This window comes from Paenibacillus cellulositrophicus (genome assembly GCF_009363095.1).
Taxonomy (GTDB): domain Bacteria; phylum Bacillota; class Bacilli; order Paenibacillales; family Paenibacillaceae; genus Paenibacillus_AQ; species Paenibacillus_AQ favisporus.
Map to the genome: position 1 here is coordinate 5,416,549 of NZ_CP045295.1, position 23,858 is coordinate 5,440,406.

23 protein-coding genes are annotated in these 23,858 nt (G+C 54.5%); 15 read left to right on the forward strand and 8 right to left on the reverse strand.

Annotated features, from left to right (window positions below; translation table 11 throughout):
- The 4 genes from GCU45_RS24780 to GCU45_RS24795 all read right to left on the reverse strand — a co-directional run bounded on the left by GCU45_RS24780 (position 1) and on the right by GCU45_RS24795 (position 5,517).
- Positions 1-1,218, reverse strand: a complete 1,218-nt coding sequence (locus GCU45_RS24780) for an MFS transporter (RefSeq protein WP_152401274.1) — start codon at positions 1,216-1,218, stop codon at positions 1-3.
- A gap of 107 nt (positions 1,219-1,325) precedes the next feature.
- Complete coding sequence (locus GCU45_RS24785; protein WP_152401276.1) at positions 1,326-1,772, reverse strand: MerR family transcriptional regulator; 447 nt, start codon at positions 1,770-1,772, stop codon at positions 1,326-1,328.
- A gap of 449 nt (positions 1,773-2,221) precedes the next feature.
- The gene (locus GCU45_RS24790) at positions 2,222-4,378 is read right to left on the reverse strand and encodes an ATP-dependent Clp protease ATP-binding subunit (protein WP_152401278.1); all 2,157 of its coding nucleotides are present in this window, start codon (positions 4,376-4,378) and stop codon (positions 2,222-2,224) included.
- Positions 4,379-4,923: 545 nt separating this feature from the next.
- Positions 4,924-5,517, reverse strand: coding sequence for a helix-turn-helix domain-containing protein (locus tag GCU45_RS24795; protein WP_076170275.1), 594 nt, complete (start codon positions 5,515-5,517; stop codon positions 4,924-4,926).
- 313 nt (positions 5,518-5,830) lie between these two features.
- Here GCU45_RS24795 and GCU45_RS24800 point away from each other — a divergent pair, with 313 nt between their 5' ends.
- The 12 genes from GCU45_RS24800 (at position 5,831) to GCU45_RS24855 (ending at position 14,494) form a co-directional block, all read left to right on the forward strand.
- Positions 5,831-6,991: a polysaccharide deacetylase family protein gene (locus GCU45_RS24800; protein WP_152401280.1), complete on the forward strand. Its 1,161-nt coding sequence runs from the start codon at positions 5,831-5,833 to the stop codon at positions 6,989-6,991.
- Between the two features lie 116 nt (positions 6,992-7,107).
- Positions 7,108-7,524: a phage holin family protein gene (locus GCU45_RS24805; RefSeq protein ID WP_152401282.1), complete on the forward strand. Its 417-nt coding sequence runs from the start codon at positions 7,108-7,110 to the stop codon at positions 7,522-7,524.
- Between the two features lie 88 nt (positions 7,525-7,612).
- The gene (locus GCU45_RS24810) at positions 7,613-7,900 is read left to right on the forward strand and encodes a Dabb family protein (protein ID WP_076170272.1); all 288 of its coding nucleotides are present in this window, start codon (positions 7,613-7,615) and stop codon (positions 7,898-7,900) included.
- 156 nt (positions 7,901-8,056) lie between these two features.
- Positions 8,057-8,482: a DUF86 domain-containing protein gene (locus tag GCU45_RS24815; protein WP_076170271.1), complete on the forward strand. Its 426-nt coding sequence runs from the start codon at positions 8,057-8,059 to the stop codon at positions 8,480-8,482.
- Between the two features lie 184 nt (positions 8,483-8,666).
- Entirely contained in the window at positions 8,667-9,131 is a 465-nt protein-coding gene (locus tag GCU45_RS24820) for a hypothetical protein (RefSeq protein WP_076170270.1), read from the forward strand.
- 3 nt (positions 9,132-9,134) lie between these two features.
- The gene (locus tag GCU45_RS24825; protein ID WP_145135734.1) at positions 9,135-9,476 is read left to right on the forward strand and encodes a YtxH domain-containing protein; all 342 of its coding nucleotides are present in this window, start codon (positions 9,135-9,137) and stop codon (positions 9,474-9,476) included.
- Positions 9,477-9,682: 206 nt separating this feature from the next.
- Entirely contained in the window at positions 9,683-10,495 is an 813-nt protein-coding gene (racE, locus tag GCU45_RS24830) for a glutamate racemase (RefSeq protein WP_076170743.1), read from the forward strand.
- A 434-nt stretch (positions 10,496-10,929) separates the two neighbouring features.
- A complete protein-coding gene (locus tag GCU45_RS24835) occupies positions 10,930-12,129 on the forward strand; it encodes a M14 family metallopeptidase (RefSeq protein ID WP_152401284.1) in 1,200 nt (399 codons plus the stop codon).
- Between the two features lie 168 nt (positions 12,130-12,297).
- Positions 12,298-12,579 (forward strand): hypothetical protein, encoded by a 282-nt coding sequence (locus GCU45_RS24840; RefSeq protein WP_152401286.1) that lies wholly within the window; start codon positions 12,298-12,300, stop codon positions 12,577-12,579.
- Between the two features lie 174 nt (positions 12,580-12,753).
- On the forward strand, positions 12,754-13,056 hold the full coding sequence (locus tag GCU45_RS24845) for an iron-sulfur cluster assembly accessory protein (protein WP_076170266.1): 303 nt from the start codon (positions 12,754-12,756) through the stop codon (positions 13,054-13,056).
- 134 nt (positions 13,057-13,190) lie between these two features.
- A complete protein-coding gene (locus GCU45_RS24850; RefSeq protein ID WP_076170265.1) occupies positions 13,191-13,472 on the forward strand; it encodes a hypothetical protein in 282 nt (93 codons plus the stop codon).
- 197 nt (positions 13,473-13,669) lie between these two features.
- Positions 13,670-14,494, forward strand: a complete 825-nt coding sequence (locus GCU45_RS24855; RefSeq protein ID WP_152401288.1) for an aldo/keto reductase — start codon at positions 13,670-13,672, stop codon at positions 14,492-14,494.
- A gap of 37 nt (positions 14,495-14,531) precedes the next feature.
- On the opposite strand, the gene GCU45_RS24860 is transcribed toward GCU45_RS24855, so the two are convergent.
- Together GCU45_RS24860 and GCU45_RS24865 are read right to left on the reverse strand one after the other, a co-directional pair.
- A complete protein-coding gene (locus GCU45_RS24860; RefSeq protein ID WP_152403306.1) occupies positions 14,532-16,505 on the reverse strand; it encodes an LTA synthase family protein in 1,974 nt (657 codons plus the stop codon).
- Between the two features lie 127 nt (positions 16,506-16,632).
- On the reverse strand, positions 16,633-17,772 hold the full coding sequence (locus GCU45_RS24865; RefSeq protein ID WP_152401290.1) for a THUMP domain-containing class I SAM-dependent RNA methyltransferase: 1,140 nt from the start codon (positions 17,770-17,772) through the stop codon (positions 16,633-16,635).
- A gap of 193 nt (positions 17,773-17,965) precedes the next feature.
- On the opposite strand from GCU45_RS24865, the gene GCU45_RS24870 reads away from it, so the two are divergent.
- Positions 17,966-18,592 (forward strand): O-methyltransferase, encoded by a 627-nt coding sequence (locus tag GCU45_RS24870; protein ID WP_152401292.1) that lies wholly within the window; start codon positions 17,966-17,968, stop codon positions 18,590-18,592.
- Positions 18,593-18,687: 95 nt separating this feature from the next.
- On the opposite strand, the gene GCU45_RS24875 is transcribed toward GCU45_RS24870, so the two are convergent.
- Both GCU45_RS24875 and GCU45_RS24880 read right to left on the reverse strand, forming a co-directional pair.
- Positions 18,688-19,932 (reverse strand): asparaginase, encoded by a 1,245-nt coding sequence (locus tag GCU45_RS24875; protein ID WP_152401294.1) that lies wholly within the window; start codon positions 19,930-19,932, stop codon positions 18,688-18,690.
- 456 nt (positions 19,933-20,388) lie between these two features.
- The gene (locus GCU45_RS24880) at positions 20,389-21,600 is read right to left on the reverse strand and encodes an MFS transporter (protein WP_105441588.1); all 1,212 of its coding nucleotides are present in this window, start codon (positions 21,598-21,600) and stop codon (positions 20,389-20,391) included.
- 200 nt (positions 21,601-21,800) lie between these two features.
- On the opposite strand from GCU45_RS24880, the gene hemE reads away from it, so the two are divergent.
- A complete protein-coding gene (hemE, locus tag GCU45_RS24885) occupies positions 21,801-22,841 on the forward strand; it encodes a uroporphyrinogen decarboxylase (protein ID WP_152401296.1) in 1,041 nt (346 codons plus the stop codon).
- A 52-nt stretch (positions 22,842-22,893) separates the two neighbouring features.
- Entirely contained in the window at positions 22,894-23,844 is a 951-nt protein-coding gene (hemH, locus tag GCU45_RS24890; protein ID WP_152401298.1) for a ferrochelatase, read from the forward strand.
- Positions 23,845-23,858: the final 14 nt, after the last annotated feature.

Genomic DNA, 23,858 nt, shown 5'->3' on the forward strand with positions numbered 1-23,858 from the left:
TTAATGGCCTTCTGCCCGGTCAACATGGGCAAGCTTGCGGCGGGATACGAGCAGGGCGACGACGCCGAGGAAGACCATGACGGCACCAAAGTAGAACGGCGTCTCCGCATGGTACCACTCGGACAGCTTGCCGGCGAGCCATGGAGAAACGGCACCGCCGAGGAAGCGGACGAAGCTGTATGCCGCGGAAGCGACGGAACGCTCCACCGGAGCGGCCTGCATGACGGCCGTGGTGATCAGCGTGTTGTTGATGCCCAGGAAGATCCCGGCCACGATGACGCAGACAATAACGGTTTGTGGCGAGTGATTATACGTGCCGATGCCCATAATGAGCAGCACGATCGTAAACAGCGTAAGCACCGCTGCAATGGACGACACGACGCTGAAGCGCTTCTGCAGCTTCGGAGCGACGAATACCGACGTGAAGGCAAGCAGAATGCCCCACCCGAAGAAGACATAACCCAGGCCGTGCTCATCCAGGTCCATGACGTACGGCGAGTACGCCATCAGGGTGAAGAAGCCGAAGTTATACAGGAATGCTGTAATTCCAAGGATCAGCAGCGCCGGATAGGACAGCGCCTTGAACGGGTCGGCCAGCGTGCTGGCTTTTTTCGGCTTGGGCACGTTCGGAAGCATAAACGTAACGAAAATAAATCCGATGGCCATCAGCACGGCCACGCCGAAGAACGGTCCGCGCCAGGAGATGGAGCCCAGCTCGCCGCCCAGCAGCGGTCCGACGGAAATCCCGAGACCGAGCGCGGCTTCGTACAAAATGATCGCTCTGGCCGTCCCGGACGTGGACAGCCCGACGATCGCGGAGAGCGCAGTGGCGATGAAGAGGGCGTTGCCGAGTCCCCAGCCGCCGCGGAAACCGACGATGCCGCCGATGGAGTTCGACAGGCCGCCCAGCGCCGCGAAGATGACGATGAGCAGCATCCCGGTCAGCAGCGTCTTCTTGATGCCGATCCGGCTGGAAATGACGCCGGTAATCAGCATCGCTACGCCGGTTACCAGGTTGTAGCTCGTGAACAGGAGCGAAACCTGGCTCTTGGATGCGTGCAGCTGCTCGGCGATGGCCGGCAGAATCGGGTCAACCAGGCCGAGGCCCATAAAGGAGATGATACAGGCAAAAGCGATCGCCCATACCGCCTTCGGCTGGGACAACAGCCCTCCTTGGCGCTGTTCCAGCTCAAGGGGCTGCGAAGCATTGGTTTTCATAAGTAACATTACCTCCATTTTGATGAATCATGTATTTTCAAGTTTTCATGAATCTCCACAACAAAAAAACGTCTGTCGACGTACTTGCATAGACACGTGCAGCGGCTTCAGCTTCCCTGGGAATCGGTTTCCTCGTCGAATTTGCGGATGAAATCATCCAGCCGCGTCTGCGTCTGTTCCAGCTCCTGCTGCATAAGGCGCATTTTATCCACTTTGGTGCGCAGCATCTGAAGCTGTTCTTCCAGCATCTCGCTCATATGGGTCAATTGCGGCCTCCGATGAGCCCGGCTGGTCATGTCATGGTAGGTCTGGTGGTGCAGCTTGTAAGCGTCCGATACGGATAAGTACGAAACCAGCTCCTGCAGGCTGAATCCGAGAATTTCTTTGGCATTGACGATCTTCTTCAAGTACTCGATGTCCTCGCGGGTATAGAGGCGGGTGCCTCCTTCGCTCCGTTCAGGGGTCGGAAAAACGCCGATCTCTTCGTAGTAACGGATCGTTCGCTTCGTCAAGCCGCACTCTCGGGCGACATCGTCGATTTTATATTCATCCATTTCCTTCCTCCCTCAAAGATTCCCGGGTAACATTACCCATTGTAATCCTGACTAACGTTAACGTCAACGTTAAATTTATGAAACGGAAAATATATTTCTTGCGTCCTATTTATCGTGGAATGCGGTTGTCGGCTTAGTATGCCCGGCATCCTCTGTTTATGTGCGGAATACGGCCGTGATGGGGTGAAGGGCTTTTTTTATTGAACATTTCCTTATGTTTCACGGTCGAAAGGCATGGCTGTGCGTCGCGGAGTGCTCAGAGGGTGAGGGGGGAGAAGAGGGGCTGGTGCTTTATAGCGGGCATCTGGAACAGCGAAGGGAGAAGGGAGAGCTGGCCGTGTTGTGCGACGCCTGATTGTCTGTACACATAAAAAAGCTGTCCCATACCGCGTGGCGGTTAAGGGACAGCTTTCTAAATTAAGGCTGATAAGTTGGCTATTCGGCGGACGTTAAGCGCGAACGACGCGAACCTGGTCTGCTTCCAGCTCGACACGAATCTCCTTAACGTCTTCGTCGTCCAGCAGCAAATCGGTGATGCCGTCTTCCACATGCTGCGAAATAACGCGGCGGAGCGGACGGGCACCAAAGGCCGGATCGTAGCCCAGTTCGGCCAGCTTGCGTTTCGCTTCGCCGGTCACGTCGAGGGAGATGCCGCGCTCCGACAGGGTAGCCGATACTTCGCTGAGCATATTGTCGACGATCGTTACGAGGTCTTCTTCCTTCAGCGAAGCAAACGGTACGATGCCGTCGAAGCGGTTCAGGAATTCAGGCCGGAAATAGCTGCCGAGCGAATCAAGAATCGAGCGGGTCTGCTCGGATTTGGCGGTGAAACCAACCATGATTTTCTTATCGGCGGCCGTGCCGGCGTTAGAAGTCATAATGATCACCGTATCCTTGAAGCTTACCGTACGCCCTTGGCTGTCGGTCAGACGGCCGTCGTCCAGCACCTGCAGGAACATATGCTGCACGTCCGGATGCGCCTTCTCGATCTCGTCGAGCAGGATAATGCTGTACGGGTTGCGGCGTACGCGTTCCGTCAACTGGCCGGCTTCTTCATGGCCGACGTACCCTGGTGGCGAACCGATCAGCTTGGAGACGGAGTGCCGCTCCATGTATTCGCTCATGTCGAGGCGAATCATCGAATCGGTGCTGCCGAACAGTTCTTCGGCCAGCGCCTTGGACAATTCGGTCTTGCCGACACCGGTTGGACCGACGAACAGGAAGGACGCAATCGGCTTGGAGTCGCTGCGCAGTCCGGCGCGTCCGCGGCGAACGGCTTTGGCGACTTTGTCGACGGCTTCGCCCTGGCCGATGACGCGGCTTGCGAGGCGGGCGGCCAGATTTTTCATCTTGCCGCGCTCATCCGCCTGCAGCTTGCCGACCGGGATGCCGGTTTTACGCTCGATGATGTTCTGGATGTCCTCGACGGTTACTTCGAGGACCTCGCCGACAGCGGCATTGCCGTTCAGACGCTGCTGCAGGTCGGCTTCCTCGTCACGCAGCTTGGCGGCGAGCTCGTAGTTTTCATCGCAGGCGGCCGCGTCTTTCTCGATTGTGATCTGTTCCAGACGGGCACGGGTCTCGTCCGCACTGCCGACCGGAGCCCGCAGATTCAGCTTGGCGCCCGATTCGTCGAGCAGGTCGATCGCTTTATCGGGCAGGAAGCGGTCCTGGATATAGCGGCTGGACAGACGTACGCACGCCTCAAGCGTTTCGTCCGGATAGCGTACGCCGTGGAACTGCTCGTATTTCGGACGCAGCCCTTTCAAAATTTCGATCGTTTCCTCGGCGGTCGGCTCGTCGACGGTCACCGGCTGGAAGCGGCGCTCCAGCGCAGCGTCTTTCTCGATCTGACGGTATTCCTTAAGCGTCGTGGCGCCGATAACCTGCAGCTCGCCCCGTGCCAGCACCGGCTTCAGGATATTGCCGGCGTCCATGGAGCCCTCCGCAGAGCCCGCGCCGACCAGCAGATGGATCTCGTCGATGAACAGCAGGACATTTTTACGCTGCTCCAGCTCGGCGATCAGCTGCTTGACCTTTTCTTCGAATTGTCCGCGAATGCCGGTTCCCGCTACGAGGGAGGCGACGTCGAGTGAATAGACTTCCTTGCTCCGGAGCTTCGCCGGTACGCTGCCCTCCGTAATGCGCAGCGCCAGCCCTTCGGCGATGGCCGTCTTGCCGACGCCCGGTTCGCCGATCAGCACCGGATTGTTTTTGTTCCGGCGGTTCAAAATTTCGATGACGCGGTCGATCTCCTCGTCGCGGCCGATGACGTTGTCGATCTTGCCGCCGCGCGCCGCGTCGTTCAGATTGCGTCCGAGCTGATCCAGCAGACCGCCGCCGCGCCGTCCGCCCTCTTGAGCGGCTGCTCTCGGAGGCTGCTGCTCCGCGCCGGATACCGGCTGGCCGGATTGCATGAAGCCGCGGAACAAATCTTCCAGCGGAGAAGAATAGCTGCCGGAAGGACCAAAGCCGGCCGCAAACGGCACGCCGCCGTTTACTTTGGCATAGCAATCTTCGCAAAGAAACAATTTCTCGGATTTATGGTTGACAGTGAGGCTCAGACCTACGGTTGCCTGGTTATGATTACAATGTTGACAGCGCATGAAGGCATGCCCCTTTCATTAGTTAATGGAATAATCAATCTTTGGATACTTCATCTGGATGTCCTAATCAGGAAAACGGCTGCCCGCGCCTTACGGGAGCAGGCCGCCGGAATAAAGGGATAAAAGTCAGAACTTCCGTCAGGACAAAGACGGCTGCACCGAAAGTCAAACTCCTAAAGAGGTTGTTCAAGCAATACAAGTTTGATCTATTGCTCTGACTTTGACTTTCTTTGACCTTATTATACCTCACTTGGAACACATGTCAACAGGTTTTCAGTTATTTTTCGTAAGTATATAGAAAAAGGTTTGAGAGAATGAACGGTTCGGCGCTTTGGCTTGCTTGAGGCGAAAAAAGCGGCTGGAAGGCAGAAGAAAAACGTCTATCGATTACATTCGAAGAGTGTGGCACATTTAGCGGATACTTTTTTTGCGATATAACCGAGGCCCGGGTCTCCCGAAGCATGAAAAAAGCCCTGCCGTCCGGAATGTCTCCGTAACAGCAGGGCGTACCTTGTATGATCAATGCGGTGAATAAGCCAAAAGTGTCATGATTCCTCGTCCTGCAATATGCAGTCGGCAAACAAAATGAATTTCGGAATGCGGAAAAATTGTTCCGCCCGGTCCTGGAAGCTGGCTGACGGCAGCGTCCCTTGGTGCAGCCATTTCCGGAACGTTCCCGGATGGATGTCCATCCATTCGCTGACGTCGCTGACGGACAGGTCGTGAACCATGCACAGCCCCGTTAGTATTTTGTTGCTGACAGGCGACCGGGTCAGCGTCCGGCGCATGAAGCGCGAAGAGGATGGCTGACAGATGATCGGGCTTGTAGATGTGACGGTATGATTAAACAGAATGTGATGCGGATAGCCCAGGTATTGGCATACCTTGTCCAAATTCTTTTTTCCCGGGATCCGTCCTTCATATACCCAGGCGCTCACGCTCCGGGAAGAAACCGAAATGTCTTCAGCCAGCTGCGACAGCTTGATATCGTTGGCCATCAGGACAGCCAGCAGCACGCGGTTGCGGATTTGGCAGCGGGATGGCTTGCGAAAGCGTTTGACGCGGATTCCTTTTCCTAAGTATTTGCGATTGATCAGAGACCACGCCTGAATGGAATGCGGTTCTTGTTGTTTAGGCATATTTCCTCCGATGATTTTTCTTAAAATTCTACAATAGTTTCGGCTACGTTTTCAATAGTGCTATCGCCTGTTTCTGCAAGGTCCCGGTTTTCAGCCGAATGACCCGGGAATTTACGGTATCCCGTTGTCAAGTGAATAATAGGAACTATTTTTTCACTTCAACCCCAAAATGCTTCCAATTCAGTCATCAAACTGTTACCGAATTGAAATTGAACTCGCCAGCCGGGAAGGGTACAATGCAAGGGTGCTAGATTACTAGATTCGCGTATCTACGACATCTTAGCCAAATCCGAGAGAAAAAGGTTGGTAGATTATGTTGAAAAAGAAGTTGCACTACTCGAAATGGCTTTTATCATTCCTGCTTATTTTTGGCACCGTCCTTTCGGCAGAAGGAGGGCTGGCTACGGCCGCAGGCAGCACGGCGTCCTCTGTCAAGGCTTCTGTCTTTGTCGCTGTTAATGACAAACTGATCACTTACGACCAGCCCCAGCCGCTTATACATAACGGTACATTGTTTGTACCCGTCGCCTCTACGGTTTCCCAAATGAATGCGTCGGCGAAGTACGCCGCAGGCAAGCTGACCATTTCGCGCGGAAAGCAGGCACTTGTCCTGACGGTTCCCGGGAAGGACGCCATTCTGAGAAACGGAAGAACGCTCGTCTCCCTGCGGAAGCTGACCGACAAGTTCGGCTACCAAATTTCCTACAACGCTGCCCAGTCGCTGTACCGTGCGGTGAACAGTTCCGCCTCCTTGACGGACCATCAGCTGGCGCTGAAATACAGCACGTATATCAAGGAACATAAGAAGACGGCTGTCCAGAAGCCTTCCACGGGGAACGGTACGACGGCGCAGCAGGGCAGCAAAGTGATCTACATTACGTTCGACGACGGTCCGAATGCAGGTACGACCCGTCTGCTCGACGTGCTGGACCGCAATCAGGTGAAGGCGACCTTCTTTATGCTGGGAAATAACATCGCTTCCCATCCATCCGCGGTCCGCAGGATCGTGAAGGAAGGGCATGGGGCCGGCCTGCACGGCATGAGCCACCAGAAAAATACGTTCTACGCATCGCCTTCGTCCGCGCTTGGTGAGATGAACACGGATAACGACAAGCTGCACTCCGCCGCCGGCGTTTACACCAAAATGATCCGCCCGCCTTATGGAAGCAAGCCGTATTTTACTCAGAGCTACCGGGATTTGACGGCTTCGTACGGCTACCATCTGTGGGATTGGAACATCGATTCGGACGACTGGCGCTACAAGAGCAATCCGCAGACGATTTATAACAACGTGCTGAGAGATGTGAAGGCGATGAAGAAGAGAGGGGTTACCCCGATCGTGCTCTTCCATGACCAGACGGCGACCACGTCGATTCTGGACAAGCTGATCAAAGCGCTGAAAGCCGAAGGTTACACGTTCAAGCCGCTGACCAACAGCACGCCGCCGGTCAACTTCTGGAACGACAAACGGTAAGACCAATCGCCCTGCAAATCTATGAAATAGGCCCGTGATGGAAGATATCCGGCTGCGCAGATTCCTCTCTCCTTTCATACTCATATAAGAGATGGTAGGAAAGGAGGGGCTGTGAGATGAATTATCTGGCTGTTAACGGCATCAGTGCGGTCGCCGGCGGAATTCTTACCGTTGTATTGGGAGGATGGGATCAGCTGCTTACGGTGTTTCTGATCACCATACTCATCGACTATGCAACAGGGGTTCTGGCCTCCATCAAGGAAGGATCCGGCTTGGACAGCCAGGTTGGATTCTGGGGTCTTACCCGGAAAGCGCTGATGCTGCTCGTTATCGTCCTTGCGCACCAGATGGACGTGCTGATCGGCAGCGGGAGCGACGTCATCAAGACGGGGGCGATCTATTTTTACATGTCCAACGAACTCATATCGATTACCGAAAATTACGGACGGCTTGGCCTGCCCCTGCCGGATAAAATCCGCCAGCTCATCGCCGTTTTGCGAAATAAAGACAAAGGTGACGGTCCCGATCTGTGACGGTTCTTCATGTTTCCTTTCCCTGAGGGGGAGGATATGGTATATTTTTCTCAGTACACTTTTCGAATGGGACAAGGAGCATGATACCATGATTAAGCATATCGTCTTCTTTAAATTAAAGGACAGATCACCGGAAAGTATTGAACGCACCGCCGCGGTCCTCCGCAATATGGAGGGGAAGATTCCGCAGCTCGTGTCGATTGAGGTTGGACTCGACGTCATCCATTCGGAACGTTCTTTTGATATCGCGCTGGTGACGGAGCTTGCATCGCTGGAAGATTTGCAGGCTTACCAGGTTCATCCTGAGCACCAGATCGTGATCCGCCACATCAACGAAGTGAAAGACGTATCCGTGAGTGTGGACTACGAATTCTAAAGAATAGGAAGAATGGGACATGAGCGATTTAGAATATCCAATGGAGACCTTATTCCTGCTCATCGTATTTATTGCGGCCTTGTTTGTCATGTTATTCTGGCTGAAGCGCCGCGGAAAACGGGACAAGTAAATTTCCAACATCATGGAGGTAAGGCCGTGTATTACGTGAACCAGGAACAAATTCAGCGGCGTCTGGAAGCGATTCCGGACATCGTGGAAGCATTGAAGCAGGTTGCCGGGAATTGGGATGGCGGGATCGTGTCCGGTTTCGTTCAGGAACGGGCGCTGCATTTGGCCATCGAGGTTGTAACCGATGTCGGCAGCTACTTAATTGATGGATTTATTATGCGCGACGCAAGCAGCTACGAGGATATCGTAGAAATTACGCATGAGGAGCGCGTGTTTGACGATGAAGTGTTTGCCGTGCTGGCGGAGCTCGTCAGTCTCCGCAAACCGTTGGTGCAGGAATATTACGCATGGGACCGGAGAAGCCTGCACAAGCTGACGCCGGTTTTGCCGGACATTCTCGAACAGTTTTCCGTGCAGGTGCGTGATTATTTGAAGCAGGAGCTGGGTGCGTAATCCGGTTTTCCGCCGCAGCGGCATAGGTTGTTATTGGCCCGTCCATGGGAATGGACGGGTCTTTTTGTGTTTCGGCAGATTTTTTTAAAAAATAGCGCCCATTTTGTGTCAAGACAACCCCGCCCTGCTTATAATACACCATCAACTAGGCATTAGCCCGGCTGGGCGAAGGGAGTGAAACATCATGGCGGAATGGGGCTATATACTCATCGCTTGCGGATTTATCATGTTCGCTGTTGTGGCAATGATCCTTCTACATACGCTGAGGAGAGTACTGCTGCGGGCGGAATCCGTTCTGGGGAAGGCGGGAGCCGACATGACACAGCTGGCTGCAGAATCCAGGGAGCTGCTGACTCAGGCATCTTCAACACTGTCGCTTCTGCATGAGCGGGTGGAAGACATCGAACCGTTCAGTTCATCGCTGCGGCTGGCTGGCGAAACTTTAACCGGCACGCTGGAGCGGGTGGATTCGATTTCGAAGCTCGTCACCGATTCCGCCATGGAGCGCCTGGAGAAAGCCCACCGCGACAACGAGCTTCGGCTCGCGGAAGCGTTCCGGTGGCTGGATGTGGGGCTGTCGGTATGGCACTCCTGGAAGCAGGAGGCTTACCCGCCGGGAACGGTGCCATCAAGTGAAAAGGAGAGATGAGATATGAAGGAAAAGAATAAAAGCCTGCTGTGGGGCGCATTGGTCGGAAGTATTGTAGGGTCGGTAACCGCGCTGCTGCTTGCGCCGAAATCCGGGAAAGAACTGCGTCAGGATATTGCGGAGGGCGCACGCACGGTTGGCGGCAAAACCCAGGAATGGGCCGGCAAGGTGAAAGATACCGCAGGCAACGTCATCGCCGATATCCAGTCCTGGCGCAAGTCCAAGGCTGACGGGGAAGAAGCCGGTGAACTGGCCCAGATCTCCTCTTTCTCGGAAGAAACCGCTGGCGAGCCTGATGAGTTCGAAGATTTCGATTTGACCGACGCCGAAGCGAAGCGGGACTAATTTGGAAGCAGGTATGGATTCGGAAACGTAAAACGCAGGCCCACTCCTGGTGTCACCCGGGAGCAGGGCCTGTTTTTCCATATTTTCGGGTGCGATGCCGCGGTTGTCCGAAAAAACGAAATGGGTTAAGATATGAGGTACGTTTTGTTGACGGTTTTCATATGGTAGCTACAGAGAGAAGAAAACGAGAAGGAAGCGGTGTGTTCGTGCAGCAGGCAATCGCAATTTTAGACTCGGGTGTGGGCGGGCTCACCGTGGCCAAAGAGGTCATGAGACAGCTCCCACGGGAAAAAATCATATATTTTGGAGACACCGCCCGCACCCCTTACGGACCCCGTTCGTCCGATGAAGTGAGAAAATTTACGGAGCAGATCGTCGATTTTCTGATCCAATTCAGTCCCAAGACGATCGTGATCGCCTGCAATACGGCGACAGCTGCGGCACTGGACTATATTTCCGGGAAAGTGCCGATTCCGGTCATCGGGGTGATTCATCCCGGAGCCAGAGCCGCCATCAGCGCGACCAAAACCGGTCAGGTAGGTGTCATCGGGACCGTCGGCACGATTCGCAGCGGCGCCTATACCACCGCGCTGCAGCAGCTGTCGCCTTATGTCAAGGTGGTCAGCCAGGCTTGTCCGGATCTGGTTCCGCTCGTGGAGCAGGGCTTGTTCCGCTCGGAAGAAACGACGGCGATCGTGGAAAGGTCGCTCGCGGGAATCCGCCAATCCGACATCGATTGTCTGATTTTGGGATGCACGCATTATCCCTTTTTGAAGGATACAATCCAGGAAGTGATTGGCAGCAGCGTCAAGCTGATCAGCTCGGCGAACGAGACGGCCCGTGAAATCAGCACCATTCTGTATAATCAAGGGCAGCTCGCCAGCCGGGAGGAGAGCCCGGTCCATCAGTTTTTTTGCAGCGGCGACCCCGAAATGTTTAAACGGATCGCAAAGCTGTGGCTGGGGGAGCAAATCCGGCGGACGCCGGTCGTATGGCAGGTCTCCAAATTTGATGAATAAGGATTTTGGATGGTCTCAAATCCGTAAGCCGCCTTCAGGGTGACTTACGGATTTTTTGGATATCAGGAAGTCGCGGCATTCCTATCGTGTGACAACTCCGTTTAAATGAAGTCTGGCTTCCTTGAGGTTTGATAATTATTTTAGTTGAACTAAAGAATACGATGCCAGCATGGGAGTAAAATGATTCCGAAGAAGCGAAGCGGTCGTAAGAGCTTTCCAAAGGAAAGCTAACATCGGAAGCATATGCTTTGGCTTTCGGATTTCTACCTTATTGTAGGTTCAATAAAATCAAAAAATCCGAAAACAAGAGTGATCGTAGGAACATTTTACGTACATGCCCTTATCATCGATTCATGGGCCAAGCTCACTGGGGCATACAATGTTACGAATGGTGATGATGACTGCGGTCTAGTCCCGCGGAAAGGAACGATGCCATGCAGCAGTATACCGTGAAGAAAGGCGACACCCTGAGACGCATCGCCGCAAGCAAGGGGTTATCGGCGAGTCATATTATCAATGCCAACCCTTGGGCTTCCGACCAGCCCTATTTAATTCCTGGGCAGATTCTGTACCTTCCCTCTTCTCCACGTAGAAGGTATGAGGTTCAGGCCGGCGATAAGCTGGACCGCATCGCTGCGGCCTTTCAAACCCGGGAAGAGGCGATCATGGAGATGAATCCCGGCATCTCGCCGCATGTTCTTCCCGAAGGGCGCGTCCTGGTGCTTCCTCCGTCCGAACGGACGGGTATCGTCCAGCTTCTGGGAGAATACGGTTACCGTCAGATGAAGGATGATATCCGGCAGTTGGCGGCGTTCTATCCTAAGATCGAAACCGGATCGATTGGAGAGAGCGTGCTCGGAAAACCGCTTCCGTATGTAAAAATCGGGGAAGGCGGCAAACATATACATGTGAACGCTTCCATCCATGCAAACGAATGGATTACGACGCCGTCCGTCATGCGTTTCATCGAGGAATACGTCTGCAGTCTGCAATGCGGGCAGCGCTGGAACGGCTATGATCCCGAGCAGTGGTACCAGCAGTGCACGCTCTGGGTCGTACCGATGGTCAATCCGGACGGCGTGGAGCTGGTTCAGGAAGGGATTCATCCCGGCCATCCGTATTACAGGCAGCTGACGGAGTGGAACGGCTGCCGCCGCGACTTCCGGCATTGGAAGGCCAATATTCACGGCGTGGACCTGGGTGATCAGTTCCCGGCCCATTGGGAGGAAGAGGTGCAAAGGCGGGGCAAACGGTCTCCGTCCCCCCGGGATTACCCGGGTACCGCTCCGCTGACGGAGCCGGAAGCGGCGGCGCTGGCGGCCTTTACGCTGGAAACGTCGCCCGATGCGGCCGTATCTCTGCACAGCCAGGGGCAGGAGATTTACTGGAATTACCGCAACTATGAGCCTAAGGAGAGCCGGGAATGGTCCCGGCGCCTGGGCCAGGTCAGCGGCTATCGTCCCGTGAAGCTGGAAGGCAGCGACGCCGGCTATAAAGACTGGTTTATCCAGCATTTCCGCCGTCCCGGCTTTACTGTCGAGGTCGGGTTGGGCAAAAACCCGCTTCCGCTTGAGGATTACGATCAAATCAGCCTGGACGTCGGTTTGATTCTTGCTGAACTCATGTCATTGTGAAAAAAATATTGAAACATTTTCTGCAAGATTACGTATGATATGATTAAGGGAGCGGACGCTGTGTTAGGTTTAAGTAGAGACCGGCGATCGTTTCCTTTTTTCGCGCAAGAGCTCGTCCGGGTCCGGATGGATCCGTACTACACATATACATGAAGAGGAGGGAAAGGCATGAAATGGAGAAGACTGCTGTCGCTGCGGCGCTGGTCCCACATGTTCTCCCGGATTTGGCGCTACCTGATGTCACCTCAAGTGGCCATTATGGACAAGCTGCTGTTTCTCGTTCCGGTGGTGCTGTATTGGGTGCTGCCCGACGTTATGCCGTTTATCCCGATTGACGATATAGGAGTCACGATGCTGATGACGGGATGGTTTGTCTCCCGGATGGATAAAAAATACCCTGGTCTGCTGGACAACGGTACGATTCATCCGCCCAAGGGTCCGGTGCGCTGAGGCTTCTTGCCATCCTATATCCGATACTGTACAATCAATAGTTACAAATAGAATGAACTCAAGAAATTTATGTTGAAGAGCTTGGATAAGCTGTTACAACAGGGGTTCAATTCGGAACTTGAGTTCAATCTATACCGTATGTAAAACTGACCTTACCTATAGGAGATGTAGCCGATGAAATGCAAAATTACCCGCAATGCGGCCAAGGTGCTTAAAAAAGAACTCGAGAAGGAAGAAAACCGCGATCTGAAGCTTCGTGTGCTCGTGACCCACGCTCATGGCGACCATGCGCACTACGGCCTGGATATGGACAAGCCCAAGGATTCGGATGAAATCGTCAGCACCGATAAGGAAATTGATGTGCTTCTGGACAAGAATGAGCCGCTTCTCGACGGCGTCAAAATCGACTATTTGTATTTTCCGCAGGAAGGCTTTGTGATCACCAATCCATCCCAAGGCAATCACGGCGATCACTAAGGCGCTCTATTTCGAACCTGAGTGCAGGGATTTGCTGGAAAATGGTGGATTCCCGGATTGCTGCATAGTTCCGCTCCTTCCATACCATTCTAAGGACGGGTAGGAACTTTGTAGTGAAGGGAGAGCAACTGTTTATGACAACACGTTACGATTCCAGTCTGCAATCACAAAATTCGGTATCCCAGGCTCAAAACGCGGTGGAGAAGCTCCACAACGCGGTTTCCTCGGCTCTGTCCCATCCGACCGGGCAAATGATCGAGCAGGCGCACAACCGTCTGGCTCATACGGAACAAGCCGTACGTCAAGCTGGCCTGGCGGAGAACCGTCAAGCTGTCGAATTGGCAGAAGAAATGCTGGCCGAGGAGAAGAGCCGTTTGGCGTCACTGACGTCCGAAGAAGGGAAATCGAATTCGTAGGTTCCTGTCTGAACCCGTGAAGCGCACCGCGCTTTGCGGGTTTTTTGCATGTCATCATTCGGCATTCGGGTCAAATCCATACAGCGGGAGTGCCGACTATATTGAAAGGGCTTTTTTGGGGACCGTCCCTGATTATGCTATAATGAGGATTGTCTTCTTTAGTCTCCTCATTATTTCATAAGGAAGGTTGTGAGAGTATGAAGCACATTACCGATTGCACCATCCTGAATAACGGAGTTACATTGCCATGGCTTGGACTGGGCACATTCAAAGCCCAAGGGGACGATGTGTATAAGGCGGTAAAGCTGGCACTGGAAATCGGCTACCGAAGCATCGACACCGCAAAAGTTTATGGCAACGAGGAAGAAGTGGGCCGCGCGATTGCCGAGAGCGGCATTCCGAGAGGCGAGCTTTTCGTCACGACCAAAGTGTGGAACGATGACCAGGGTTATGATTCCACACTCCGGGCCTTCGAAGGCAGCCAGAAGCGGCTTGGCCTCGAGGTCATCGATTTGTACCTGATTCATTGGCCTGGCAAAGACAAATTCAAAGATACGTGGAAAGCGATGGAGCGCCTATATGAGGAAGGACAAATCCGCGCCATCGGCGTCAGCAACTTCCACGTTCACCATCTAAAGGATCTGATGCAGGACAGCAGGACGGTTCCTGCCGTGAATCAGGTGGAGCTGCACCCGCGGCTGATCCAGCAGGATCTGCAGGATTTCTGCGGTGCACAGGGAATCCAGCTCGAAGCGTGGAGCCCGCTGATGCAGGGCAAGCTTACCGACGATTCTACCCTGGCGGGCATCGCCCAGAAATACGGCAAAACACCTGCCCAGGTTATCCTGCGCTGGAACCTCCAGAACAAAATCGTCACGATTCCGAAGTCGGTTACACCTTCCCGGATACGCGAGAATGCGGACATCTTTGATTTCGAGCTGTCGTCCGACGAAATCAAGAAGATCGACAGCCTTAATCAGAACCGCCGCGTGGGCAGCGATCCGGACAAGCTTCTGTTCTAGCATTCTCTTCGATATAAGCAGCAAAAACCCGGACTCCTTAAGGAGTTCCGGGTTTTTCATTTTGATTGAGCTTAGGGATCAGGTCATACTGCAAGGTTTCATCGGAGGTGTACAGCTCCTTTTTCGCCCGGTCGTAGCCGGCACGGCAAGTGCTGACATCAACCGTTTTGCCGGACTCCAGACTATAGCAGCTGCCATCCTCGAACATGCCGCTTTGGGAGGGAATGTAAAACCGTTTACCGTCTGTATAAGCTCCGCTGCGCAGGACCACGAACCGGTCTTGGCCGTCAAACAGGTCATTTCCCATCATGTACTGGGACTTGGCGGAAATGCCCAGCAGGTGCAGGAGCGATGGCGCCATGTCCAGCTGTCCGGCGGGTTGGTCATACACCCCTGCGCCTTCCCCGTCCGGCAGATGCACGAGGAGCGGCACCTCGTTCATGATCTGCTCCATGTCCAAATCGGTCAGGCTTTTGCCCAGAAACTTCTCATAGACGGCTTTGTCCTTCACCGAATTGTCATGATCCCCGTAGATATACAGGATGGTATGATCCCAAAGGCCGTCCTGCTTCAGCCGTTCCACCAACTGACCGAGCGCTGCGTCCACATAGTGGATCGCCTGCAGGTAATCTCCGAAGACGGTTCCGTCGAACTCGCCGACATTCAGCTCCTGCACGTCGTCCGGCAGCGAGAACGGATGGTGGGAGGAGAGCGTAATCAGAAACGAGTAGAACGGCTGCGGAAGCTGCTCAATTTGATCCATGGACTGCTTGAAAAAGGATTTGTCCCCAAGCGACCAGCCGAGAGGCTCGTCGATTTCGTAATCCTTTTTGCTGAAAAACCGGTCGTAGCCCAAGGTTTCGTACATCGCATTCCGGTTCCAGAAGCTGCCGTCATAAGCATGGAACGCATTTGGCGTGTAGCCGTGCTCCTTCAGGATCGCAGGGAGCGAGTTGAACTGATGGTCAGCATAGCGGATGAATACCGAGCCGTACGGAACCGGATGCAGGGAAGTCTGGGACGAGAAATCCGCATCGGAGGTTCTGCCCTGGCCGGTTTGATGATAATAATGGCTGAAGTACATGCTTTCCTTCATGAGCCGATTGAAGTTCGGCGTGATTTCCTGTCCGCCGATCTGCTTGCCGATCATGAAATTCATGAACGCCTCGGTCTGGATGACCATGACGTTGCTGCCCTTGTACTTGCCGAACATGGCGTCGTTCTCCGAACGCGTTGTATCTTTATGATCAAACCATTCCTGCACATGGTCGACTTCGCCCGAAGCGAGCACGGGCTTTGGACCCAAATGCTCTTTACCGAAGCGGTATGCGTCGTATACATGAAAACCGAGCAGCCCGGTTACGTTATAAAGCGAAAGGTTCCACCAATTTCCGGTAAAAAGGCCGACAGCGTAGTAATCGATGTAGAACTTGAGCGGCGCAAACGTTACGACGCAGCCGATCACCAGGGCGGCGATCCCGGATGAGAAGCGGCGAGCGAATCCGGCCCTCCGTGATGGTGATTTGCCGACCGTAAAATTCAGTGCCCCCCGTGCCGGACTTCGCCATCCTGACGGCTTCCATATCGCGATGACGGCCAGCAGCAGCCAATCCGCGGCAAACCATAGATCGCTCCAATGAAGCAGTGTCATAATGCTGTCCCCGAGGGAGTCCACCTGACTTGCCTGCATCATCACCGTAAAGGTGACCAGATCCTGAAAATATCGGTAGTACACCAAGTCCGTGTACATCAGCGCCGTTAGCAATAGGTTAACGACGATAAGCGCGATCCGCTGTCCGCGCCGGGGAAGCCATAAGGTCCAGAACGATACGAGGATCAGGGATCCCAGGCCGATAAAAAAGTCCAGCGGGTTGAAATCGATTTTGCTGATATGAAGTTTAAAATGGAAAAGAAGCAGCTTATATATCATGAACAGCAAAAATAGGCTGTATGTGAAGTAACGGGAGCGGATGAACCGCCCGAAGCCGCCATTTGAAGCGTGACTGGACATGCTGTATGAGTAGTTCAAATTGGACAACCTCCTGCTATAGCGTTGTAAATAGGTCATGATAAGATATACCCCAAAACCATATAGGAGCTGTCCAAGTGGACAGCTCCTGACAAAGCGGCAGCGTTTGTTACGAACGGCGGGGCGGAAGAGGCCCCAGGAATTGATAATATTGGCATTCGATGCGGCCGTTGAACAGCTTCCGCCGCTTGTCGGCCTTCCGGCCGAAGTAATGCTCGAACTGTTTGGTCGGGCTTAAGGCAAAGAAGGACCACGTCGGCAGCTGATTGGCCGTATTCCCCAGCGTGCGGACAAGTTTCTCGACTTCGGTCTTCTCGCTGAGCCGCTCCCCGTACGGCGGATTGGTAATCAGGCAGCCGTATTCCCCTTGCGGATGGGCTTTGGAGGCAGGGAGCACCTGAAAATCGATCTCGCCAGCGAGGCCTGCGCTCTTGGCGGCTGCTTTGGCGACTTCGATCGCCTTCGGATCGATATCGCTGCCGGTCAGCTGGAGCGGCTGATCGTCCTGCACCGCATCGAACGCTTCCTCGCGCGCCTCGCTCCACAGCTCCTCGGGAATGGCCGGCCAGTGCTCCGAAGGGAAGGAACGGCGCAGACCCGGCGCAATGTTCCAGCCGAGGAGGGCCGCTTCGATCAGGATCGTGCCGGAGCCGCAGCAGGGATCATACAGCGGCCGCGACGGATTCCAGCGGCTTATCTGCAGCAAAGCGGCGGCCATTGTCTCCTTCAGCGGGGCTTCGGTAACCAGCTTGCGGTATCCCCGTTTGTGCAGGGCCGGCCCGGTCGTATCCAGCGTCAGCAGCGCCACGTCCTTGAGCAGATTGACTTCGATGACATAACGCGGACCGTTCTCCTGGAACCATTCGGTATGATAGCTCTGCTTCAGCTTCTCAACGATCGCTTTCTTGACGATGCCCTGACAAGCGGGCACGCTGCTGAGCTGGGAGTGGTGGGAGCGGCCTTCCACGGGAAACTCCCCGTTCGCCGGAATCCAATCCTGCCAGGGCAGCTCCTTGGTCCCTTCAAACAATTCGTCAAACGTCTTGGCAGGGAATTCCCCCATTTTGACGAGGATGCGGTCGGACGTCCGGAGCCACAGGTTGCAGCGGCAAATATCTTTGTAATCTCCGGTAAAATTGACCCTTCCGTTCTCGACTTGAACGTCGTTATAACCTAATTCCTTCAACTCGCGCGCGACGATGGCTTCAAGGCCCATCGGGGCGGTTGCAATCAACTGCAGCTCTGGCATGGTGCGTGTTCAACTCCATTATTCTTGTAGACTACCGTAAAAATTCATACAATGATGGTAGATCCTGCAGCAGCGTTCGGGTGCGGATCTTTGTTCATCCTCACATTATAGGATAATGTAAAGTCAATCACAAACATTTGTGTTCGTTACGTAAAAATTGCCGGGTTCGGTAGGAAAAAGGGGAAGTAGGAAAGTGAATCCAGAACAATATGCAGACCATTTTATCGAAAATGACGAGGTCCTGAATCGGGTCAAGCAGGTGACTGCCAAGAAAGGCATGCCCGAAATCGCCATCGCGCCGGGCTACGGACGGCTGCTGACGCTGCTGGTCAAGGCGACGGGAGCGGCCCGTGTCCTGGAGATCGGGGCGCTGGGCGGCTACAGCGGCATTTGTCTCGCCAGGGGGCTTGCGCCGGAAGGAACGCTTACGTCGCTGGAGCTGAAGCAGGAATTCGCGGACGTTGCGCGGGCCAATGTGACTGAAGCCGGGTTCGGCGGCCAGGTGGAATACCGGGTCGGACCGGCGCTGGACAGCCTGGCACAGCTGAAGGCGGAGGGGCGGAGGTTTGACTTCTTCTTTATCGATGCAGATAAGGAGAACTATCCGAATTACCTGGAGTACGCGATCGAACTGGCCAATCCGGGCGCACTGATTGCGGGCGACAACACCTTTCTGCGGGGGCGGACCCTCAACCCCGACAAAAACGGGCCTTCGGTGCATGCGATCCGCCGCTTCAACGAAGCGATGGCGACCGACGACCGTTTGATCGGAACCATTCTCCCTGCTTATGACGGGCTGGCGGTGGCCATGGTCAAGTAAAACAGCAAACGAAAGCCCGATCCGGATGCAGCGCGGATCGGGCTTTTTTTGATTGAAACGAATATGATGAGTGCAATGATTTCCTGAATGACAGCTTATTCGATTTCCGTGACCCCATAGGTCGTGAACCACGACTTGACCGTTTCAAAGTCGCTGCTGAAGGACAGGCAGAGCATCAGCAGGATGCGGGCCTGCTGCGGACTCAAGTTGTCCCCGGAAATGATGCCCTTTCCGCCGCCGTAGACGCTGCCGGAACCGGTCCGGGTCGTAGTGACGAAGACCACACCCTGCTCAACCGCCTTGCTGCGCGCCTTGCTCATCGCGGATGAAATGCCTCCGGCTCCGGTGCCTGCGGTAACGATGCCTTTGGCTCCGGCAGCGGTAAACCCTTCGATGGCTTCACCGCCCGCGTCTTGATAGGAATAGGCGATTTCGGTTTTTGCCAGATCGGACTTTTTGATTTTGGCGAGGTCGAAGACCGGCTTGCCTTTGCCCGGCCCAAGCAGTGCCCGCTCCGGAGCCCGGTAGATGCGGATCGTCGTTTCATCGATATATCCGACGGCCCCGAGCATCGGCGTCTCGAAAGTGTCGACGCGGTAATCGTTCGTTTTCGTGACCCCGCGGGCGAGGTTGATCGTGTCATTCAGCATGAGGACGGTGCCGAACGAGGCGGTCCGGCCGCTTGCCGACAGCTTGATGGCGTTATAGAGGTTCGCTTTGGCGTCGGAGCCGACGACCGTCCACGGCCGCATGGATCCCGTAATGACGACCGGCTTATCGCTTTGCACGGTCAGATCCAGGAAGTAGGCGATTTCCTCCATCGTGTCGGTGCCGGAAGTGACGACGACGCCGTCGTAGGATTTGAGCGCTTCGTCCACGGCTTTGGACAGGTCGTACAGATCGGCCATCGAATAGGCGGAAGAGCCCGAGTTGCCGAATTGGAGCGTTTCGACGTCGGCGATTTTTTGCTTGTCCGGGAGCTCGCTCACCATTTGCGCGATAGGAATGCTGCCCGCCTTGTAATTTTGGAAGCTGGTCTGGTCGACGGACTGCCCGGCGATGGTGCCGCCTGTGGCGATCACCAGCACGTTAGGCAGCTTGGAGGCCTTGTCGGCATCGGTCACCGGCGGGATGGCCGTGTTGCGAACCGGGGTGGTTGTGCCGGTTGTCGTTGTGGTTGCAGGTGAGGTTGCTGCTGCAGGGGTGGTAACTGCTGCTGTCATTCCATTGGCTGCTGCCGCGTCGGCGAATACGCTGCCTGCAGGTGCGGCGAAGAGGGACAGTGCCGTCAGCGCAGATGCATGAATCAGGGACCACTTGCCGAATTTTCTTTTCTCCATTAATCGATCAGCTCCTCATGTGCATGTAATGGTTATGTAATAAAATCTAAGATGATCATATACGGTGTTAGGTTATATGACAAATGAAAAGGATTGGCGTGTAAGCGTTTATTATCGAAGAAAATGGCAGATAATAACCCTTTTTGTTGGTGATTTGATACAATTCACAAAATAATCGGAGTTTGATTTACGTTGTGAAATGGAGTGGGAACAGTCCTGTGATATTATTTTATGTAAGAATATATTACATAACTTGAAATTGGGACTATAGTTAGGGGAAAGGAAATATATAAGAAGGAGTTTGTCATTTATCATGGGAGGTTACTTTCCGGATTGGGCCTTCAGAACATTTTTCGATGGGGGCTTGTTCCTTGCGGTCATACGGCAAGAAAAAAGACGGCCGCAGGGTCACTTGTGTGACTCTGCGGCCGTCCCTTTCCCGCCAACGGCGGCAGTTCAGCGGTACTGCGGCGTGTTGCTGCGCTTGTACAGCTTCAGCCGCACCCAGACCATATTCAGCAGCAGCAGGCTGCCGGAAATGATGAACAGCCCTTCGATGCCGATAAATCCCGACAGGAATCCGCCGACGAGCGCGCCCAGCATATTGCCGAGTGCGAGCGTGCTTGTGTTAAAGCCGAATGCACGGCTTTCCATGCCTCCAGGCGTGTAAGAGCGGATGAGGGCATTGACGCTGGGCAGCAGGCCGCCCATAAAGATGCCCATCAGGAAGCGGACGACGATCAGCTGCCATACACTCTGCACGAACGCCTGCGGGATCAGGCACAGTCCTGCGCCGATCAGAGCGTAGGTCAGAATGCGGTGGGCGCCGACCTTGTCGCTGAAGCGCCCAAGGATCGGGGAGGTGATCATATTGGACAATCCCGTCACGGCGCTGACCACGCCTGCCCAGAAGGCGATGTCAACCGAGGAGCGGTGCAGCTTCTCCACGTACAGCGGCAGGAGCGACATGGGGCTCATCATCGCAAACTGCAGCAGAAACGTTACCGCGAACAGCGCGGGAAGCTGCGGAATACGGGCCAGCTCCTTGAAGCCTTCAAGCACCGACACCTGGGGCGCATGAGCGGCTTTTTCCCGGTTGAAGTTTTCCTTGACCAGGAACAGCGCCAGCAGGGAAGCGGCGAAGATGAGCATGCCGATAATGTAAAAGATCGGGCGGAAGCCGATCAGGTCGGCCAAGCCGCCGCCGATCAGCGGTCCGAGGATCGTTCCGGCCACCGAGCCCGACTGCATGATCCCCATTGCAAACCCCATCCGTTCCTTCGGGGTCGTGCTCGATACGAGCGAGATGGATGCCGGGTTGAAGCCGGAGATCGTGCCGTTCAGCAGGCGCAGCAGCAGCAGCTCCCACGGATTCCGGGCAAAACCCATCAGCACGATGACGATGGCCATCCCGAAGCCGGAACGCAGCAGCATGATTTTCCGGCCGTACCGGTCCGACAGCTTGCCCCATAATGGCTGAAAAATAAATGAGGTCATGAAGTTGGCCGCAAAAATAAAGCCCGCCCAGAGGCCGATTTCATGCTCGCCCTGCACCCCCAGATCTTTAGCCAGATAGAGGGACAGGAACGGTGTGATCATCGTCATCCCGGAGTTGACCAGAAATTGGCCGAACCAAAGCACAATGAGGTTGACCTTCCACGGTTTCAATGTGCTTTCACTTCCTTTCTAAGTTGACTGAAATGAATGATTGAAAAAACACAGTTTTACCAGTATAGCACAATTTCTAAATGTCTTATGTTAAAGATGTCATACGATTGTCATCAGATGTCAGGGTGCGGCGGTTGTTACTTACTTTTAAAAAGGGCATAATAGAAAGCAGAGAATTTTATAGATATGGAGGCCTGTTCGTGACCTATAACGATACGTTGATCCGCGCCAGCTACAAGCAGGAAGTGAGCCATGTTCCTGTTTGGTATATGAGACAGGCGGGTCGCTATGATCCGGAATACCGCAAGATTAAAGAGAAATATTCGCTCCTGGAAATTTGCCGTCAGCCCGAGCTCGCTGCCGAAATAACGATGATGCCCGTGCGCAAGCTCGGCGTGGACGCGGCCATTCTGTATTCGGATATCATGAATCCGGTCGCATCGTTGGGAGTCGATTTTGATATCGTGAAAAATGTCGGGCCTGTGATCGACAATCCGATCCGGACCGCGGCCGACGTAGAGCGCCTGCGTCCGATCGACGTAGACAAGGATCTCAGCCACATCATAGAGACGATCCGCATCCTGGACAAAGAGCTGGACGTTCCGCTGATTACATTTGCCGGAGCTCCGTTTACGATTGCCAGCTATCTGATCGAAGGGCGTCCTTCGAAAAGCTATATTCTCACCAAGACGATGATGTACAGCCAGCCCGAGGTTTGGCATCAGCTGATGAACAAACTGGGCGACATGGTCATAACCTATGTGCGTGCGCATATCAAGAACGGCGGCAAGGCGTTCCAGCTGTTTGACAGCTGGGTGGGGGCGCTGGCGCCGCAAGATTTCGAGAAATTCGTACTACCTACCATTACCCGTATCTTTGCCGAACTTTCAGATTTACATGTACCGAAAATCTATTTCCCTGGCGTCAGCTCAGGCGAGCTGCTGCCGACGCTGCAGGAGCTGCAGACGAACGTGATCGGGCTCGACTGGAGAGTATCGATTGCCGAGGGACGGAAGCGGACCGGCGGGAAATTCGCCGTTCAGGGCAACCTGGACCCTTATGTGCTGACCGCGCCGATGGACGTCATCAAGCGGTACGCCAAAGAGATTATCGATCAAGGCGTTCAGGAGCCAGGGTATATTTTCAACCTGGGCCACGGCTTGTTCCCCGAAGCTTCGCTGGATAAGCTGAAGGAATTGACGGAATATATTCATGAATATTCGGCAACCCTTCTCCGCTAGGAGACCGTTTCTTCATGGAAGAACCGATATATAAAGAAGAGGTGAGCGTTTCGTGAAAAATAAAGTAGGCGTACTGGTGATGTCCTATGGCACACCGGAGAGCATGGAAGGCATTGAGGCGTATTACACGCATATCCGCAGAGGGCATGCCCCTTCGCCGGAGCAGCTCAAAGAGCTGGCCGACCGTTATGAGGCGATCGTGGGCGGCGTATTCCCGCTTCGTGAGAACACGAACCGGCAGGTGGCGAGCCTGCAGGAGGCCCTGAACCGGGACAGCCGCCACCCCGAGGTGGAATTCGTCTGCTATCAAGGCTTGAAGCATGCTTCCCCGTTCATCGAGGACGGCGTGGAGGCGATGGCCAAAGACGGTATCAGCAAAGCGGTCGGGATCGTACTGGCGCCGCACTACTCGACTATGAGCGTCGGAAGCTATATGAAGCGAGCCAAAGCGAAAGCTGACGAGGTCGGGGTTGAGATGACCTTTGTGCAGAGCTACCATATGCATCCGCAGCTGATCGAGGCTTTTACCCGCCGTTTGAACGAAAAGCTGGCTTTGTTCGAGGAAGCCGGTGCGGACCGCAGCAAAGTGCGCGTCCTCTTCAGTGCGCACAGCCTGCCTGAGAAAATTTTGGAGCTGGGTGATCCGTATCCGGAGCAGCTTTTGGAAACATCCCGCGCGGTGGCGGAAAAGGCCGATGTCACTTCCTGGCAGTTTGCCTGGCAGAGTGCGGGCCGTACCGCCGAGCCATGGCTCGGACCGGACATTCTGGACACGCTCCGCAACTTGAGCAAAGAAGAAGTCGAGGACGTGCTGGTTGCTCCGATCGGTTTCGTGTCCGACCATCTCGAAGTGCTGTACGATCTGGACATCGAAGCCCAGCAGGTAGCGAAGGAGCTGGATCTGCGCCTGATGCGCATCGATTCTCTGAACAGCGATCCGCTCTACATGCAGACGCTGTCCGACGCGGTGATCGGGCAGTGGGAAATGGCCCAGGCGGAGTAAAACTCTCGAATACG

What these genes read in the sequence shown, in the direction of transcription:
- GCU45_RS24780 (WP_152401274.1), bottom strand. Translation starts at nt 1,218, where the DNA reads ATGAAAACCAATGCTTCGCAGCCCCTTGAGCTGGAACAGCGCCAAGGA.
- GCU45_RS24785 (WP_152401276.1), bottom strand. Translation starts at nt 1,772, where the DNA reads ATGGATGAATATAAAATCGACGATGTCGCCCGAGAGTGCGGCTTGACG.
- GCU45_RS24790 (WP_152401278.1), bottom strand. Translation starts at nt 4,378, where the DNA reads ATGCGCTGTCAACATTGTAATCATAACCAGGCAACCGTAGGTCTGAGC.
- GCU45_RS24795 (WP_076170275.1), bottom strand. Translation starts at nt 5,517, where the DNA reads ATGCCTAAACAACAAGAACCGCATTCCATTCAGGCGTGGTCTCTGATC.
- GCU45_RS24800 (WP_152401280.1), top strand. Translation starts at nt 5,831, where the DNA reads ATGTTGAAAAAGAAGTTGCACTACTCGAAATGGCTTTTATCATTCCTG.
- GCU45_RS24805 (WP_152401282.1), top strand. Translation starts at nt 7,108, where the DNA reads ATGAATTATCTGGCTGTTAACGGCATCAGTGCGGTCGCCGGCGGAATT.
- GCU45_RS24810 (WP_076170272.1), top strand. Translation starts at nt 7,613, where the DNA reads ATGATTAAGCATATCGTCTTCTTTAAATTAAAGGACAGATCACCGGAA.
- GCU45_RS24820 (WP_076170270.1), top strand. Translation starts at nt 8,667, where the DNA reads ATGGCGGAATGGGGCTATATACTCATCGCTTGCGGATTTATCATGTTC.
- GCU45_RS24825 (WP_145135734.1), top strand. Translation starts at nt 9,135, where the DNA reads ATGAAGGAAAAGAATAAAAGCCTGCTGTGGGGCGCATTGGTCGGAAGT.
- GCU45_RS24835 (WP_152401284.1), top strand. Translation starts at nt 10,930, where the DNA reads ATGCAGCAGTATACCGTGAAGAAAGGCGACACCCTGAGACGCATCGCC.
- GCU45_RS24840 (WP_152401286.1), top strand. Translation starts at nt 12,298, where the DNA reads ATGAAATGGAGAAGACTGCTGTCGCTGCGGCGCTGGTCCCACATGTTC.
- GCU45_RS24845 (WP_076170266.1), top strand. Translation starts at nt 12,754, where the DNA reads ATGAAATGCAAAATTACCCGCAATGCGGCCAAGGTGCTTAAAAAAGAA.
- GCU45_RS24850 (WP_076170265.1), top strand. Translation starts at nt 13,191, where the DNA reads ATGACAACACGTTACGATTCCAGTCTGCAATCACAAAATTCGGTATCC.
- GCU45_RS24855 (WP_152401288.1), top strand. Translation starts at nt 13,670, where the DNA reads ATGAAGCACATTACCGATTGCACCATCCTGAATAACGGAGTTACATTG.
- GCU45_RS24860 (WP_152403306.1), bottom strand. Translation starts at nt 16,505, where the DNA reads ATGTCCAGTCACGCTTCAAATGGCGGCTTCGGGCGGTTCATCCGCTCC.
- GCU45_RS24865 (WP_152401290.1), bottom strand. Translation starts at nt 17,772, where the DNA reads ATGCCAGAGCTGCAGTTGATTGCAACCGCCCCGATGGGCCTTGAAGCC.
- GCU45_RS24875 (WP_152401294.1), bottom strand. Translation starts at nt 19,932, where the DNA reads ATGGAGAAAAGAAAATTCGGCAAGTGGTCCCTGATTCATGCATCTGCG.